At 72.9% G+C, this 13,761-nt stretch carries 12 protein-coding genes; 6 read left to right on the top strand and 6 right to left on the bottom strand.

The features are described 5' to 3' along the window. Positions 1-162 precede the first annotated feature (162 nt). Positions 163-2,568, top strand: a complete 2,406-nt coding sequence (locus Adu01nite_RS44430; protein WP_203735431.1) for a hypothetical protein — start codon at positions 163-165, stop codon at positions 2,566-2,568. Positions 2,569-2,574: 6 nt separating this feature from the next. Here the strand turns inward: Adu01nite_RS44430 and Adu01nite_RS44435 are convergent, their stop codons facing one another. Continuing rightward, complete coding sequence (locus tag Adu01nite_RS44435; RefSeq protein ID WP_203735432.1) at positions 2,575-3,321, bottom strand: SDR family NAD(P)-dependent oxidoreductase; 747 nt, start codon at positions 3,319-3,321, stop codon at positions 2,575-2,577. 86 nt (positions 3,322-3,407) lie between these two features. Here Adu01nite_RS44435 and Adu01nite_RS44440 point away from each other — a divergent pair, with 86 nt between their 5' ends. Continuing rightward, positions 3,408-4,010: a TetR/AcrR family transcriptional regulator gene (locus Adu01nite_RS44440; protein ID WP_203735433.1), complete on the top strand. Its 603-nt coding sequence runs from the start codon at positions 3,408-3,410 to the stop codon at positions 4,008-4,010. A 154-nt stretch (positions 4,011-4,164) separates the two neighbouring features. Continuing rightward, positions 4,165-4,755, top strand: coding sequence for a TetR/AcrR family transcriptional regulator (locus Adu01nite_RS44445; RefSeq protein ID WP_203735434.1), 591 nt, complete (start codon positions 4,165-4,167; stop codon positions 4,753-4,755). 4 nt (positions 4,756-4,759) lie between these two features. On the opposite strand, the gene Adu01nite_RS44450 is transcribed toward Adu01nite_RS44445, so the two are convergent. Then, on the bottom strand, positions 4,760-5,485 hold the full coding sequence (locus Adu01nite_RS44450) for a DUF2470 domain-containing protein (protein WP_203735435.1): 726 nt from the start codon (positions 5,483-5,485) through the stop codon (positions 4,760-4,762). A gap of 107 nt (positions 5,486-5,592) precedes the next feature. Here Adu01nite_RS44450 and rpsD point away from each other — a divergent pair, with 107 nt between their 5' ends. Continuing rightward, the gene (gene rpsD, locus Adu01nite_RS44455; protein ID WP_203735436.1) at positions 5,593-6,201 is read left to right on the top strand and encodes a 30S ribosomal protein S4; all 609 of its coding nucleotides are present in this window, start codon (positions 5,593-5,595) and stop codon (positions 6,199-6,201) included. 42 nt (positions 6,202-6,243) lie between these two features. Here rpsD and Adu01nite_RS44460 read toward each other — a convergent pair whose 3' ends face one another. Beyond that, positions 6,244-8,067, bottom strand: coding sequence for an AMP-dependent synthetase/ligase (locus Adu01nite_RS44460; protein WP_203735437.1), 1,824 nt, complete (start codon positions 8,065-8,067; stop codon positions 6,244-6,246). Positions 8,068-8,194: 127 nt separating this feature from the next. Between Adu01nite_RS44460 and Adu01nite_RS44465 the strand changes: the two genes are divergently transcribed. Next, on the top strand, positions 8,195-9,067 hold the full coding sequence (locus tag Adu01nite_RS44465) for a carbohydrate kinase family protein (RefSeq protein WP_203735438.1): 873 nt from the start codon (positions 8,195-8,197) through the stop codon (positions 9,065-9,067). On the opposite strand, the gene Adu01nite_RS44470 is transcribed toward Adu01nite_RS44465, so the two are convergent. Further along, positions 9,033-10,274: an MFS transporter gene (locus Adu01nite_RS44470; RefSeq protein WP_203735439.1), complete on the bottom strand. Its 1,242-nt coding sequence runs from the start codon at positions 10,272-10,274 to the stop codon at positions 9,033-9,035. The genes Adu01nite_RS44465 and Adu01nite_RS44470 overlap by 35 nt on opposite strands. 195 nt (positions 10,275-10,469) lie before the next feature. Here Adu01nite_RS44470 and pdxR point away from each other — a divergent pair, with 195 nt between their 5' ends. Then, positions 10,470-11,861 carry a MocR-like pyridoxine biosynthesis transcription factor PdxR gene (gene pdxR / locus Adu01nite_RS44475; protein WP_203735440.1) on the top strand — a complete coding sequence of 464 codons (1,392 nt, stop codon included), beginning with the start codon at positions 10,470-10,472 and terminating at the stop codon, positions 11,859-11,861. Here pdxR and Adu01nite_RS44480 read toward each other — a convergent pair. Together Adu01nite_RS44480 and Adu01nite_RS44485 are read right to left on the bottom strand one after the other, a co-directional pair. After that, positions 11,753-13,036 (bottom strand): APC family permease, encoded by a 1,284-nt coding sequence (locus Adu01nite_RS44480; protein ID WP_203735441.1) that lies wholly within the window; start codon positions 13,034-13,036, stop codon positions 11,753-11,755. The two genes, pdxR and Adu01nite_RS44480, sit on opposite strands and share 109 nt — an antisense overlap. 64 nt (positions 13,037-13,100) lie before the next feature. Further along, positions 13,101-13,721 (bottom strand): TIGR03085 family metal-binding protein, encoded by a 621-nt coding sequence (locus Adu01nite_RS44485; RefSeq protein ID WP_203735442.1) that lies wholly within the window; start codon positions 13,719-13,721, stop codon positions 13,101-13,103. Between the last annotated feature and the right edge of the window lie 40 nt (positions 13,722-13,761).

Consider the following 13,761-nt stretch of genomic DNA (forward strand, 5'->3'; position numbering starts at 1 on the left):
GGGGGCCACGATCCGGGCACAGGGGATGTGCCCGGACGCCCGGGACGGTACCGTCGTGCTGCGCCGCGCCCGGCCCAGGGTGCGGGCGCCCGCCCGCCGGATACGGGTCCGCGCAGCTCACGGGCGCGGGTGGGGCAGCCTCGCGACGGGAGTCTTACACCGATGGAGCCGACGTCCACCCCCGAGAACAACCGGTCAGCCCGTGGGCTGTCCCGCTTCTGGCCGGTCCACCGGGACGCCGACGACACGGCCGATACCGCCGAGCACCCCGAGATCTCGGTAGTCCTTCCGGGTGAACCTCAGATGGTCGCGCTCGGCTCGCGGCGCACCGATCAGACCGACACCGGCCTCTTCGGGCCGCCACCCACCCCCGGCCCGCCGCCGGTGCCGGTGCACGGCAGCCCGGTGCCGCTGGCCCCGGGCCGGCACGGCGGGCTCGCGCCGGCGTCACCGTTCGGCGCGGCCCGGCCACCGGCCGGAGGCCCGCCGTCACCGGACGCTCCGAAGCCCGCCGCGTCGCCCGCCTCCGGCCCGGGCAGCGGTCCCGGCAGCGGTCCGCTCGGTGGCGCGCCCGGCCGATCGTTGGGCGGCTCGACCGGCGGCGCGTTCGGCGGCCCGGGAGGCAGCCCTGCGGGTGGCCCGGGAGGCAGCCCGGTGAGTGGCCCAGCGGGTGGCTCGGCCGACGGCCCGTTCGGCGAAACGCCCGGCGGCACGACGAGCGACTCTTCCGGCGGCCCGAACGGCGGAAAGCCCGGCGGCCCGGCCGGCAAGCCTTCGCACGGCAAGCCGGCGGTCGGATCTCCGCGCGGCTCGGCCGGGGACACGCCCGGCGATGAGATCGGCCTTTCGCTCGGCAGCCGGCTCAGCGCGAGCGGCAACGGCCGCGACGCCGCGGGCCGCGCCGGCGGGGACGGCAACGCCGACGCGGGTAAGAGCGGTAAAGCAGGCGGCCCGGCCACCGGCGGGCAGCACGAGGCGCGGGAGGGCGATCCAGATCACTCCGGCGCGTCGGACACCGGCGAAGACGCAGCTCAGGACGTAGAGTCTCGGCGAGCTAATCCGTGGGACCGGGACACCGCGACGTTCGGTGGCTTCGGTTTGAGCGGTCGCAACGGCCGGTTCCTGTTCGGCGGGCGCAACACCGCCGACGAACCGCGATCCGGCCCGAACGGGCACAGCGGTCCGGAACTGAACGGACGGGCGAAGCAACCGGACGACGAGCCATCTACTGTGGATGGCCCGGCGACGGGCGAGCCGGCCGCGAAGACGGGCCCGGCGGAAGCAACCGACGAGAACGGGCGTGACGACATGAACGGACGGGCCGGGATTCCCGGTTTCACCGCACCCGGTGACCCGGCAGCGAACGAGACGCGGGACGGCGACGAGCCGACTCCCGAGTCGCGCCGCCAGGCAACCGGCTGGGCGTCCGTGCCCACCTCGACCCACCCGGTGGTGACCCCGACCTCCGGCGCTCCGGTCTCGTCGGCGCCGGTCTCCCCCGGCTTCACCCCGCCGCCGGCCGGCTTCCCGCCGCCGGCCTCGAGTTTCGCGCCGCCGGCCTACGGCCAGCCGCCGTCCTATGTGCCCGCGCTGCCCGACCCGTCCTCCGGGCCGGTCTCCGGCGTGCCGGTGCCGCGCGGTGGCACCTCGCCGCTGACCCCGCAGTCGTTCTCGGCGCCGCCGGCCACCAACGGCACCGCGCCGCTCTCGCCGGCACCTTTCCCGTCGGCCCCGCTCTCCCCGGCCCCGCAGTCGCCGCCCGCGCACGCAGCGCACCCGGCGGCCGAGTCGCCGGCCCCGCCGAAGCCGGCCCTGCCGAAGCCCGCTCTGCCGAAGCCGCCCGCCGACGCGGACAGCCTGCGCCCGATCTCGCCCGCCACCCGGCCGTCGGTGACCCCGCCGCCGATCACCCCGGCGTCCGTGAGCCCGGCGTCCGTGAGCCCCGCGTCGGTGAGCCCGGCGTCGGTGACCCCGCCGTCCGTACCCCCGCCGGCGATCGCCCGGCCGGTCAGCCCGCCGGCCCCGGTCACCCGGTCGGCCGTGACCCCGGCCGCGGAGGAGCTGACCAAGCCGTCCGCCGCCGACGCCATCGCGGCCGTCGCCGCCGTGCGCACCGCCGAGGATGCGTCGCTGCGCCGCCCGTGGGAGGACGAGAGCGTTCTGCGCCCGCCGGCGCCGCGCCGCTCGGCCAGCCTCGAGGACGCCGAGCCGGTCCGGCGCGGCCGCCGCGCCGCTCCCGACGAGGACGACGAGCTCGGCGGCGACGGCCAGCCGCTGCGCCCCGGCGACGTCGAGGCCGGCCACATCGCCTTCTGGGACGACGACGCCACCCGCCACTTCCGGGCCGCCTGGCACGAGGTGAAGGCCGAGTTCGTCGACGACCCGGAGCGGGCCCTGACCCGGGCCCACGACCTGCTCACCGACGCGGTCAACGAACTCACCGAGGCCCTGCTGGCCGAGCGGGACGAGCTGGACCCGCTGCGCGGCAACTCGACCCCGGACACCGAGAGCATGCGGATGGCGATGCGCGGCTACCGCGAGTTCCTCGACCGCATCCTGGCGCTCTAGGAGATCTCAGACAGCCATCGCCGCGGCGCCGCCGTCCACCGAGAGGGTGGCGCCGTGGATGTTCGCCGCGTCGTCGCCGGCCAGGAAGAGCACGGCCTTCGCGACCTCGTCCGGGGTGCTGGCCCGGCGGGACGGGAAGCGGGCCACCATCGCCGTGATGTGCTCGCCCATGCCGATCACCTTGTCGGTCATGGTCGGGCCGGGTGCCACCGTGTTGACCCGGACGCCCACCGGCGCGTATTCGTCGGCGAACGACATGGTCAGTGAGTGGATCGCGGCCTTGGTGACGCTGTAGAGAGCGGACCGCGCGGTGCCGCCGAGCCCGTTGACCGAGCCCATGTTGACGATCGCGCCGCCGCCGCGGGCCGCCATCGCCGGGGCGATCGCACCGGTCAGCAGGAACGCGGCCTTCACGTTGATCGCGAGGGCCCGGTCGATCAGCTCCTCGTCGACGTCCGCGGTCGGCGCCGGGGTGATCAGCATCGCGGCGTTGTTGACCAGGATGTCGACCGGGCCGGCCGCCGCGGCGAGGGCGCGCACGGCCGGGCCGCCCTCGGCCAGGTCGGCGCGGACGAAGGTCGCGCTGCCGCCGCGCTCGGCGATCCCGGCCACCACCTTCTCGCCGCGGGCGGTGTCCCGGCCGCTGACGACCACGTGCGCGCCGGCGTCGGCGAGGGTGCGGGCGATCGCGGCGCCGATGCCGTCGGTGGAGCCGGTGACCAGGGCGGTCCGGCCGGTCAGGGATGCGGTCATGGTGCTGTCTCCGTTCGTGGGGGTGCTGCGCGCCCCACGATGCGTCGCTAGAATTGGACCCGCAAGTCCAGAAATGGAGGCCGCCCATGACCGTGCTGACCCGCAAGGGCGAGCAGACCCGTCTGCGCATCGTGACCGGCGCGGCGGCCGAGATCCGCGAGCGCGGTGTCGCCGCTGCCCGGCTCGAGGATGTGATGACTCGCACCAGCACCAGCAAGAGCCAGCTGTTCCACTACTTCCCCGGCGGCAAGGAGGAGCTGCTGCTGGCGGTGGCCCGGCACGAAGCGGATCAGGTGCTCGCCGATCAGCAGCCGATGCTCGGTGACCTGTCGTCGTGGGCGGCCTGGCAGCAGTGGCGCGACAGCGTGGTGCGGCGCTACCTGGCGCAGGGCCAGGAATGCCCGCTCAACTCGTTGCTCGGCCAGAGCGGCAGCCGCTCCCCCGGCGCGCGGGCGGTGACCGCCGAGCTGATCCGCCAATGGCTGGAGGCGCTGGTCATCGGCATCCACCGGATGCAGGCCGCCGGTGAGATCGCGGCCGCGGTCGACGCCGAGCGGGCCGCCGCCGCACTGATCGCCGGCATTCAGGGCGGCGTGATCATCTTCCTCAGCACCGGGCGCATCACCCACTTGGAGGCCGCCCTCGACGTCGGCATCGAAGGGCTGCGGGCGAGCACGCGGCTGTTTTAAGGGCCCGCCGACGCCGGCCGGTCGTCGCGACGGCCTTGGCCACCCACTCAGCCGGCCGCTGACTTGGGGACTCGTGCTACGCCGTACTTATATTGGCCTTTGCGTTCTTGCTGTTCCGTAGAGTTCGCGGCGGCGGCATATTTGAGGAGCTTTGTTGGTCAAGCGCAGCGGGCGGCGCCCGGGCAATCAGGACACCAAGTCGTCCATTCTGGAGGCCGCTCGCCGGACGTTCGCCGAGAAGGGTTTCGACAAGGCGTCGATCCGGGCGATCGCGGGGGACGCCGGTGTCGATCCGGCTCTCGTGCATCACTATTTCGGCACCAAGGAGAAGCTCTTCCTGGCGGCCATGAACGCGCCGATCGATCCGGCTGAATTGATCCCGCAAGCGCTGGCCGGACCCCCGGAAAAGGCCGGGGAACGGCTGATCAGGCTGGTGCTGAGCGTGTGGGATTCGCCAGCCGGAGGTGCCGCACTGGCGATGTTCCGCTCGGCGCTGAGCAATGAATGGACGGCGCGGCTTCTGCGCGAGTTCGTGGTCACCCAGATCCTGCGCAAGGCGGTCAGCCAGATGGTCGCCGACCCGGACGAGGCCGCGCTGCGATCGGCGCTGGTGGCGACGCAGATCGCGGGCATGATCATGGCGCGTTATGTGCTGAAGATCGAGCCGCTCGCGAGTGCGGAACCGGAGCTGCTGGTCGCGGCGATGGGACCGAATGTGCAGCGATTCCTGAACGGGCCGATCTAGCCGTTCAGTGCCCGCAGCGGTGGCAGAGCACCGGGTGCAGCAGGTGGGCGAGGTCGTGGCGGTCGGCGACCGGGCGCGGGAAGGACAGCCGGGCCAGCTTGTCGTCGAGGCGGACCATGAAACCGTAGCGGTCCATCCGGACCACCTCCGGCTCCTTCTTCGGCTGGAACGACGAGCCCAGCTGGCGGCGCACGTAGGCGCTCATCTCGGCCAGGTGGTGGTCGGCGAGGTCGGCGATCAGGTCGAACTCGATCTGCCGCAGCGGGTCGGGGGTGGCCGCCGCGAAGTCGTCCGGGTCCACGTCGACGAGTTTCTCGTTGCGCTCGTAGCGCACCTCGGCCACGTCCATCCGGTGCAGCACCTTGCTCTCGCCGACGTCGAGCAGGTCGCCGGAGGCGTCGATGTCGGCGTAGTCGAGGACGGCCTGCCGGGCCTCGTCGCCGTCGAGGCGGACGGCCCAGCCGGACACCCAGACGCGGCCGAGGGCGGGCGAGCCGGCCATCGGCGGCACGTCGGTGATGTCGAGAACCATGGCGGTGTCGTCGGTGCCGGGCTGCGGGCGCAGCGCCGCGGTGAACGCGCCGTCGGCCGGGGAAAGCAGCAGCACACGGCCGTGTGCGTCGGTCACGTGCCGAACCGGAAGCGGCCCTGGGCGGCAGGCGATGTGCGCGACCGCGGGCAGGTGCCCGGCGGCGAGCGTACGAGCTACCTCGGCGTGGCTGGGCTGCATGCGTGGTACCTCCGGGGACCGGTTAGGCTTGCCTTAGTAAGGTGAGGCTAACCGTAACACCGGATCAAAACCAAGCGGCCTCAAGCACTCTCATTCTCGGAGACTTCATGAACAACTCCCGGCCCAAGGCCAAACTGTCCCGCGCCCTCGGCATACCGCTGACGCCCAAGTGCGTGAAGTACTTCGAGAAGCGGCCGTTCCCGCCGGGCGTGCACGGACGCAGCCGGCGTAAGGCCTCGGACTACCAGGTCCGACTGCTCGAGAAGCAGCGGCTGCGGCACCAGTACAACATCAGCGAGGCGCAGATGCGCAAGGCCTACGAGGACGCCCACCGCGCCGAGGGCAAGACCGGCGAGGCGATGGTGACCCTGCTGGAGCGCCGCCTCGACGCCGTCGTGCACCGCGCCGGCCTGGCCCGCACCATCTACCAGGCCCGCCAGCTGGTCGTGCACGGTCACTTCATCGTCGACGGCAAGAAGGTGGACCGGCCGGGCTACCGCCTGCGTCCGGGCCAGATCGTCGAGGTCAAGGAGAAGAGCCGGCCGAAGCCGCCGTTCCAGATCGCCGCCGCCGGCGCGCACCTGGACGGGCCGACCGCGCCCTACCTGTCGACCGCTCTCGAGGAGCTGCGCATCACGGTGCTGCGGAACCCGGAGCGCAAAGAGGTGCCGGTGCTCTGCGACGAGCAGCTCGTCGTCGAGTTCTACGCGCGCTGATCATCATGATTCGGGAGGCCGCTCGCGCGGCCTCCCGATCGCTTAGATCTGGGCGAGGCTGCCCGCATACATCTTGTCGATCTCGGCGGAGAAGTTGGTTTCCACGCTCCGCCGCTTGATCTTCATCGACGGCGTGATCTCGCCCGCCTCGATGCTCAGGTCGCGCGGCAGGATGGCGAACTTCTTCACCGTCTCCCACTTGTTGAGCTTGCCGTTCAGCTCCTCGATGTAATCCCCGACCAGCTTCTGGGTCTCGGGGGCCGCGCAGATCTCGGCGTAGCTCTTGCCGTCGAGGGGGCCACCGGCGGCCCAGGCCACGATCGCGTCCTCGTCCAGCGAGACCAGCATGCTGACGAAGTTGCGGGCCTGGCCGACCACGACCGCCTGGGACGTGTAGGGGCAGACCGCCTTGAACATGCCCTCGATCGCCGACGGCGCGATGTATTTGCCGCCGGACGTCTTGACCAGGTCCTTCTTGCGGTCGGTGATCGTCAGGTAGCCGTCGCTGTCGAGCTCGCCGATGTCACCGGTGCGCAGGAAGCCGTCCTCGGTGAACGCCTCCGCGGTCTCGGCCGGCAGGTCGTGGTAGCCCCGCATGACCGGCGCGCCCCGGAGCAGGATCTCGCCATCCGTGTCGATCTTGCACTCGAGGTCGCCGAGCGCCTGGCCGACCGTGCCGATCTTGAGCTTGCCGGCCCGGTTGACGAAGTTGGCCGCGCTGCTCTCGGTCATGCCGTAACCCTCCATGATCGGAAGGTTGGCGGCCGCGAAGAACTCGGCGATGTCCCGGCTCAGCGGCGCCGAGCCGCTGACCAGCACCCGCAGCCGGCCACCGAGGCGCTCCTGCAGCTTCGAGAAGACCAGCTTCTCGGCCACCGCATACTTCACCTTGAGGCCGCCGGGCACCGGCTTGCCGGCCTGCTCCAGCGCGACCTTCTGCTTGCCGGTGGCGACCGCCCAGCCGAAGATCTTGGCCTTGGCGCCGCCGCCGCCGAGCGCGGTGGTGACGGTCTTGTTGTAGACCTTCTCGAAGATGCGGGGCGCCGCGCACATCAGCGTCGGCTTCACCACCGAGAGCAGGTCGACCAGCTTGTCGACGCGCCCGTCGACGTAGGTCGGCACGCCCACGTGGATGATGCCGCAGAGCAGCGTCTTGCCGAACGAGTGGGACAGCGGCAGCCACAGGTATTGCAGGTCGGTGGCCTCGAACAGGCCGAGGCTCTCCTGCGCGACACCCTCCCAGGTCCAGCCGCTGTGCAGCAGCTGCACGCCCTTGGGCCGGCCGGTGGTGCCGGAGGTGTAGATCAGGGTGGCCAGGTGCTCGGGGCCGATGCCGGCGACCACTTCCTCGATCAGCTTCGGGTTGTCGCGCAGCGCGGCGGCCCCGCGCTCCTCCAGCTCGGCCAGGGTGAGCTGCGGCGGGGTGGCGCCGGCGTCGGCCGCCCCCTCGATCAGCACGACGGCCGTGACGCTGGTTTCCGCGCCGGCGATCTTCAGCGCCTGCTTCGGGGTCTCCGCGAACAGCACCTTGGAGCCCGAGTTGGCGACGATGTAGCTCGCGTCCTCCGGCTCGGTGGTCGGGTAGACCGTGGTGGTCGCGGCGCCGGCGCAGTTGATGCCGAGGTCGGCCAGGACCCACTCGTAACTCGTGCCGGCCAGGATCGCGACCCGGTCCTCCAGGCCGACCCCCAGCGCACGCAGGCCGGCGGCGATCCGGGTGGCCCGCTCGCCCACCTCGGCCCAGGTGTGCCAGACCATGGCGGTGTCATCCGCGTTGGGCGTCGCGAACGCCTGACCGTTCGGAGTCGCCGCCACGCGCTTGAAGAACATGTCGGGAATCGACCGGTAGGGAACCTCGAGAGCCATCGAGCGCCGCCTTCGAACCTGGGCTTTGGGGGAATATTGCGTACTAGTTACCGCAGAGTATTGAACGTGCGGCTGGAGGGCTAGTACCGCGAGTCTATCGACCGGCCGGCCGGTAACCTCGCGAAGCATGAGCGTGCTTGTCGTCGGCGGCACCGGCATCGACACCGTGGTGCCCGTGGCGGGCCTGCCGGTGCTCGGCGCCGACTCCGCCCGGCCCACCGGCCCCATCCATGACGACGTGTCACACACCGGCACCTGCGTGGCGCTGGCGCTGCACGCACTCGGCGTGGAGGTCGCGGTGGCCGACACGATCGGCGCCGACGACGCCGGCCGCCGGGTCGCGGAGGCCTTCGCCGGCTGGGACATTCCGCTGCACACGGCGGTGTCGCCGGGCGGGACGCGGCGGGCGGTCAACCTGATGAGCCCGGACGGCCGCCGTCTCTCCCTTTACGACGGCCGCGACGTTCCCGATTATCGGCTCCCTCTCTCGGTCTACCAGCCGCTTCTGTCCGGCGGAGGGCACGTGCACCTGACAATCGTGGACTTCGCACGGCACCTTTTGCCTGATTTGCGAAGGGCCGGGCACACCGTCTCTACCGACCTTCACGACTGGGACGGGACGGATCCACACCACCTGGACTTCGCGCTCGGCGCCGACCTGGTCTTCGTGAGCGCGGTGCAACTGGCCGCGGGCGCGGCGGACCGGATCCTGGCCGAGGGGGTCGCGTCACGGGTGCTGGTCACCGACGGCGCGAAGGGCGCCACCCTGCACACCCGCGACGGCGCGGTGCACCGGCCGGCAGCGGATCCGGGCGCGCCGATCGCCGACACGAACGGCGCCGGCGACGCGTTCGCCGCCGCCTTCCTGGCCGCCTGGCTGGCCGGCGATGCCGACGCGGACTGCCTGCGCGACGCGGTCGTCGCCGGGGCGTACGCGTGCACCCGCCCGGTCGGCGCCGACTGCTTCATCGATCGGGCGGAGCTGGCCAGACGGCGCTGACCTCGTCGATCGGCTTCATCTCCCGGATGCCGGCGGCCAGGCTCGCGATCAGCGCCGACACCGCCACCGAGGTCGCGAAGATCAGGATCGCGACCGGGCTCCCCCAGGTGGTGACGACCACGCCGGCCAGCAGCGGCGCCCCGGCCGACGCCGACATCGCGGCCATGAAGATCACGCTGAGCACCCGGCCCTGCAGATGGTCCGGAGTGATCGCGGCCTGGTAGCCGAAGAGCGCCGCGTTGCAGGCCGGCCCGATGAAGATGACCAGGGCCAGCGGCACGGCGGCGGCGACCGTCGTGGTCAGCCAGGCGCTGCACACCAGCACCCCGGCCGAGGCCCAGCAGATCGAGCGGATCAGTCGCGGGAACGGGATCCAGCGCTGCAGGCCGGGCGCCACCAGCGCGCCGGCCAGGCCGCCGGCCCCGACGATCGTCTCGGTCAGGCCGATCACGCCGGGCCGTACGTCGTGCCGCTGCAGGGTGACGATGATGGTGAAGACGGCCCCGTTGAGTGCGAAGTTGAGCGGCGCCGCGATGGCCAGCACGGCCCGCAGGAACGGGTTGCCGAAGACGAAGCGCAGCCCCTCGGCCAGCGCGGCGGCATGTCCGGGCGGGTCCCGGTCGCGCCGGGCCTGCATCGGGCGGCGGATCAGCGCGACACCGGTCAGCGAGAAGAGATAGGAGAGCGCGTTGCCGACGAACGGCAGCGCGGGGGCGAGGCCGAAGAGCAGCCCACCCAGCGGCGGGCCGGTCAGCGAGGCACCGTAGGCGCGGGCCTCGTTGCGGGCCACCGCCGCCGGCAGCTGGGCGGGCGCGACGATGCTGCGCAGCGACGCGTACTCGACCGTGCTGAACAGCGAGTTGCCGATCGCGTCGACCACCGCCACCACGATGATGGCGGTGAGACCGGCCCGCCCGGTGGCGACCGCGACGGCGAGCGCCACGAACGCGAGCAGCCGCACGGCGTCGCAGGCGAGCAGCGCCCGGCGGCGGTCGATCCGGTCGGCGAGGACGCCGGCCGGCAGCCGGGCCAGGAGCCGGGCGACCAGGGCCACGGTGCCGACCAGGCCGGCCTTGACCGCCGAGTCGGTCAGCTCTAGCACGAGCAGGGGCACGGCGAGCTGCGCGATCGAGGCGCCGAGGTCGGAGAGCGCCTGGCTGCCCCAGAGGAGATTGAAGTCCCGGTTACGCCAGAGAGTGGTGGTCATCGCTCGACCCCACTCGGTAGCACCCCGGTCACCTAGCGCAACATATTTACCGCACGCGATTCGCGCAACTCGGTCGGCGGCCGTCTTCGGGCTCGTGGCCCGTCAGCGCGACGGCCGCCGCTCCGCATGATCAAGAGCGTAGGCGGGAAAGGGGCCGCCACCTGCATACCGCTTACCTCATACCAGAATGGAAGGGTGGATCTGGTCCTTGAACCCGGCGGCGAGAAGACGCTGCTCGTCTATCGGGCGCTGCGCCGGGCCATCGTGGACGGACGGCTCCCGGTGTCGCACCGGCTGCCGCCGACCCGGGCCCTCGCCGCCGACCTCGGGGTGTCCCGGGGCAGCGTGACCACCGCCTACGAACGGCTGGTCGCCGAGGGCTACCTGGTGTCGCGGGTGGGCTCCGGCACGTACGTCGCCCTGGTCCCGGACGCACCCGGCCCGCGCCGGGCCGCCGCCGATCCGCTGCGCCCGCGCCGCCCGCTGACCCTGCGACCGACCAGCGACGAGCAACCCGTGCCGCGCTACGACTTCCGCACCGGCGTGCCGGACGCGACGCTGTTCCCGTTCGACACCTGGCGGCGCCTGGTGGCCGCGGAGATCCGGATCGGCGCGAACAGCCCGGGCACGTACGCCGCACCGGCCGGGCATCCGGCCCTGCGCGCGGCGATCGCCCGCTACCTGGGTGTGTCCCGCTCGGTGCGGGTGACCGCCGACGACGTGGTGATCACCAACGGCACCCAGCACGCGCTCGACCTGATCGCCCGGGTGCTGCTGCGGCCGGGCGACGTGGTGGCGGTGGAGGACCCGGGCTATCCGCCGGCCCGGATGCTGTTCGAGGCGCTCGGCTGCCGGGTGACCGGCGTGCCGGTCGACGAGGAGGGCCTGGTGGTGACGGCCCTGCCGGCCGGCTGCCGGCTGGTCTACGCGACCCCGTCGCACCAGTTCCCGCTGGGCCGCCCGATGAGTCTGGCCCGCCGACGCGAGCTGCTGGAGTGGGCGCGGGGCCGGGCGGCCGCGGTGATCGAGGACGACTACGACAGCGAGTTCCGCTTCGAGGCCCGGCCGCTGGAGCCGCTCTACAGCCTGGACACCGCGGGCCGGGTGATCTACGCGGGCACCTTCTCCAAGAGCATGCTGCCGTCGCTGCGCACCGGGTTCGTGCTGGTGCCGCCGGGTCTGCGGGCCGCGATGGCGGCGGCCCGCCAGCTCGGCGACGGCTACGGCTCGCCGCCGATCCAGGCCGCGCTGGCCCGCTTCATCGACGACGGCCGGCTGGCCCGGCACGTGCGCCGGGCCGGCAAGGAGTACGCCCGGCGGCACGCCCGGATCGTGGCCGCGCTGAGCGGCATGCCCGGCCTGGAGGTGCTGCCGTCGGCGGCCGGCCTGCACGTGACCGCCCTGCTGCGGGCAGGATCGGCGGCCCCCGTGGTCGCCGCGGCCGCCGCAGCAGGGCTGGCCGTGGAGGATCTGGCCGGCTACGCCACCTCGCACGCCGGGTTCGTGTTCGGGTTCGGCGCGATCGACCCGTCGCTGATCGACGAGGGGATGGCGATCTTCGCGGGCCTCCTGGCCGCCCACGTCTGATAGGCGACCGCGCCGGCCGCGACGACCAGGCTGAGCAGGGCCGGCCGCCCGGTGAGCACGAGCAGCGCGATCACCCCCACGAACGCGACGGCCGCCCCGCGACGGGACGCACCGCGCGGCAGCAACCGCAGCGCGGACGCGGTGCCGAGCACGTAGACCAGCGTGAAGCAGCCGGTGACCAGCAGCATCATGGTGTGCAGGCCGACCGGCAGGGTGACCGAGACCAGGCTGGCGACCAGCACGAAGGTCAGCGACTTCCGCTGGGTGCCGAAGATCCGGGCGGGCAGGGCGCCGTCGCGGGCCAGCGCCGCGCCGAGCCGGGACGTCCCGGCCAGGTAGGCGTTGACCGCACCGACGGTCAGCAGCACGGCGACCACCGCGGTGACGATCCGGACCGGCCCGCCGACCCCGATCGCGAGCAGGTCGGCCAGCGGCGCCCGGCTGTCCCCCAGCGCCGGCCCGAGCACCAGCACACTGGTCGCGGCGACCGCGAGGTAGAGCCCGCCGACGACCATCACCGCGACCGCGGTCGCGCGCGGCACGTCCCGGCGCGGGTTGCGGTAGTCGGGCGACAGCGAGGAGACCGCTTCCCAGCCGGCGAAGCCCCACACCAGCAGGGCCGCGGCCGCGCCGATCCCGGCCCAGCCGTGCGGCGCGAACGGCCGCAGATTTCCGAGATCGGCGTGCGGCAGCGCGATCACCACGGTGACCAGCAGCAACGCGGCCAGGACGGCGGTCAGCACCAGCTGGACCCGGCCGGAGATCCGCAGCCCGAACCAGTTCATCGTGTAGACGAGGCCGACGACGGCCAGGAAGGTGACGAGCACGGTGGTGTCGCCGCCGCCGAGGACGTCGGCCACGTAGCCGCCGGCGAACGCGGTCGCGGCCGGCGTGCCGAGCGGCACCGCGAAGTAGAAGCACCAGCCGACGGCGGCCGCGGCGCGCGGCCCGAACGCCAGCCGGACGTAGGTGGAGACCCCGCCGCCGTCCGGGTGGCGGGCGCCGAGCGCGGCGAACGTCCAGGCCAGCGGGGCCGACAGCACGATCAGCGCGAGCCAGGCGACCAGCGAGGACGGCCCGGCGACGCCGGCCGCGAGGGCGGGCATGGAGATCACGCCGGTGCCGAGCACGGCCCCGACGCTGAGCGCGGTCCCCTGCGCCACGGAAAGCTTCATACCGGCAACGTACGGCGGGATTGGCTCGCCGTTCGAGCCAATTACGCGCTAACCGCTTGGACCATTACAGACCCAGCCGGGCCTGCCGGATCGCCGTGTCCGGGCCGTCGATCTCGACCCGGGCGGCCCGCTGCCGGCCGGACAGGAAGAGCGTCAGCTCGCCGGCCGTCCCGCGCACGGTGACCTGCGGGTTCTCCCCCACGGTGAACTCGCCGAGGCCGCCCGACTCGACCACCCGGGCCGCGATCTTCGCCCGGCGCAGGCCCATCCGCCCGGCGAACTGGGCGCCGCGCCACAGCGCGGCGTGATGCTCCCGGGTCAGCTCGCGCGGCTGCCACCCCTCGGCGCCCCGGCGCACGTCCTCGTGGTGGATGAAGAACTCGCCGGCGTTGGCCAGTTCGCCGGTCAGCGGGTTGCTCACCGGGCTCCACCAGGGCGGGGTGCGCACCTGCGCGACCACCTGCTCGAACGGCTCGGCCGCCTTGGCCAGGCGGATCCTTTCCCCGTAGCCGCGCAACGGCGGCAGCAGCATCCCGGCCGCGGAATCCGGCCGGCGTTCCCGCACCACCAGGTGGGCGGCCAGGTCGCGGGTGGTCCAGCCGGCGCACAGCGTCGGCGCGTCGGGACCGAGGCGCAGCAGCAGGTCGGCGAGTAGATGACGCTCGCTCTTCGCAAAGGCGGTCACGAACGTGATCGTAGACACATTGTCATGTATGTAAACGATC

It is taken from the genome of Paractinoplanes durhamensis (assembly GCF_016862175.1).
In the GTDB taxonomy this organism is placed as follows: Bacteria; Actinomycetota; Actinomycetes; order Mycobacteriales; family Micromonosporaceae; genus Actinoplanes; species Actinoplanes durhamensis.

Excerpts from the sequence above, each read along its gene's own strand:
- Adu01nite_RS44430 (WP_203735431.1), top strand. The coding sequence starts at position 163 with ATGGAGCCGACGTCCACCCCCGAGAACAACCGGTCAGCCCGTGGGCTG.
- Adu01nite_RS44435 (WP_203735432.1), bottom strand. The coding sequence starts at position 3,321 with ATGACCGCATCCCTGACCGGCCGGACCGCCCTGGTCACCGGCTCCACC.
- Adu01nite_RS44440 (WP_203735433.1), top strand. The coding sequence starts at position 3,408 with ATGACCGTGCTGACCCGCAAGGGCGAGCAGACCCGTCTGCGCATCGTG.
- Adu01nite_RS44450 (WP_203735435.1), bottom strand. The coding sequence starts at position 5,485 with ATGCAGCCCAGCCACGCCGAGGTAGCTCGTACGCTCGCCGCCGGGCAC.
- rpsD (WP_203735436.1), top strand. The coding sequence starts at position 5,593 with ATGAACAACTCCCGGCCCAAGGCCAAACTGTCCCGCGCCCTCGGCATA.
- Adu01nite_RS44460 (WP_203735437.1), bottom strand. The coding sequence starts at position 8,067 with ATGGCTCTCGAGGTTCCCTACCGGTCGATTCCCGACATGTTCTTCAAG.
- Adu01nite_RS44465 (WP_203735438.1), top strand. The coding sequence starts at position 8,195 with ATGAGCGTGCTTGTCGTCGGCGGCACCGGCATCGACACCGTGGTGCCC.
- Adu01nite_RS44470 (WP_203735439.1), bottom strand. The coding sequence starts at position 10,274 with ATGACCACCACTCTCTGGCGTAACCGGGACTTCAATCTCCTCTGGGGC.
- Adu01nite_RS44480 (WP_203735441.1), bottom strand. The coding sequence starts at position 13,036 with ATGAAGCTTTCCGTGGCGCAGGGGACCGCGCTCAGCGTCGGGGCCGTG.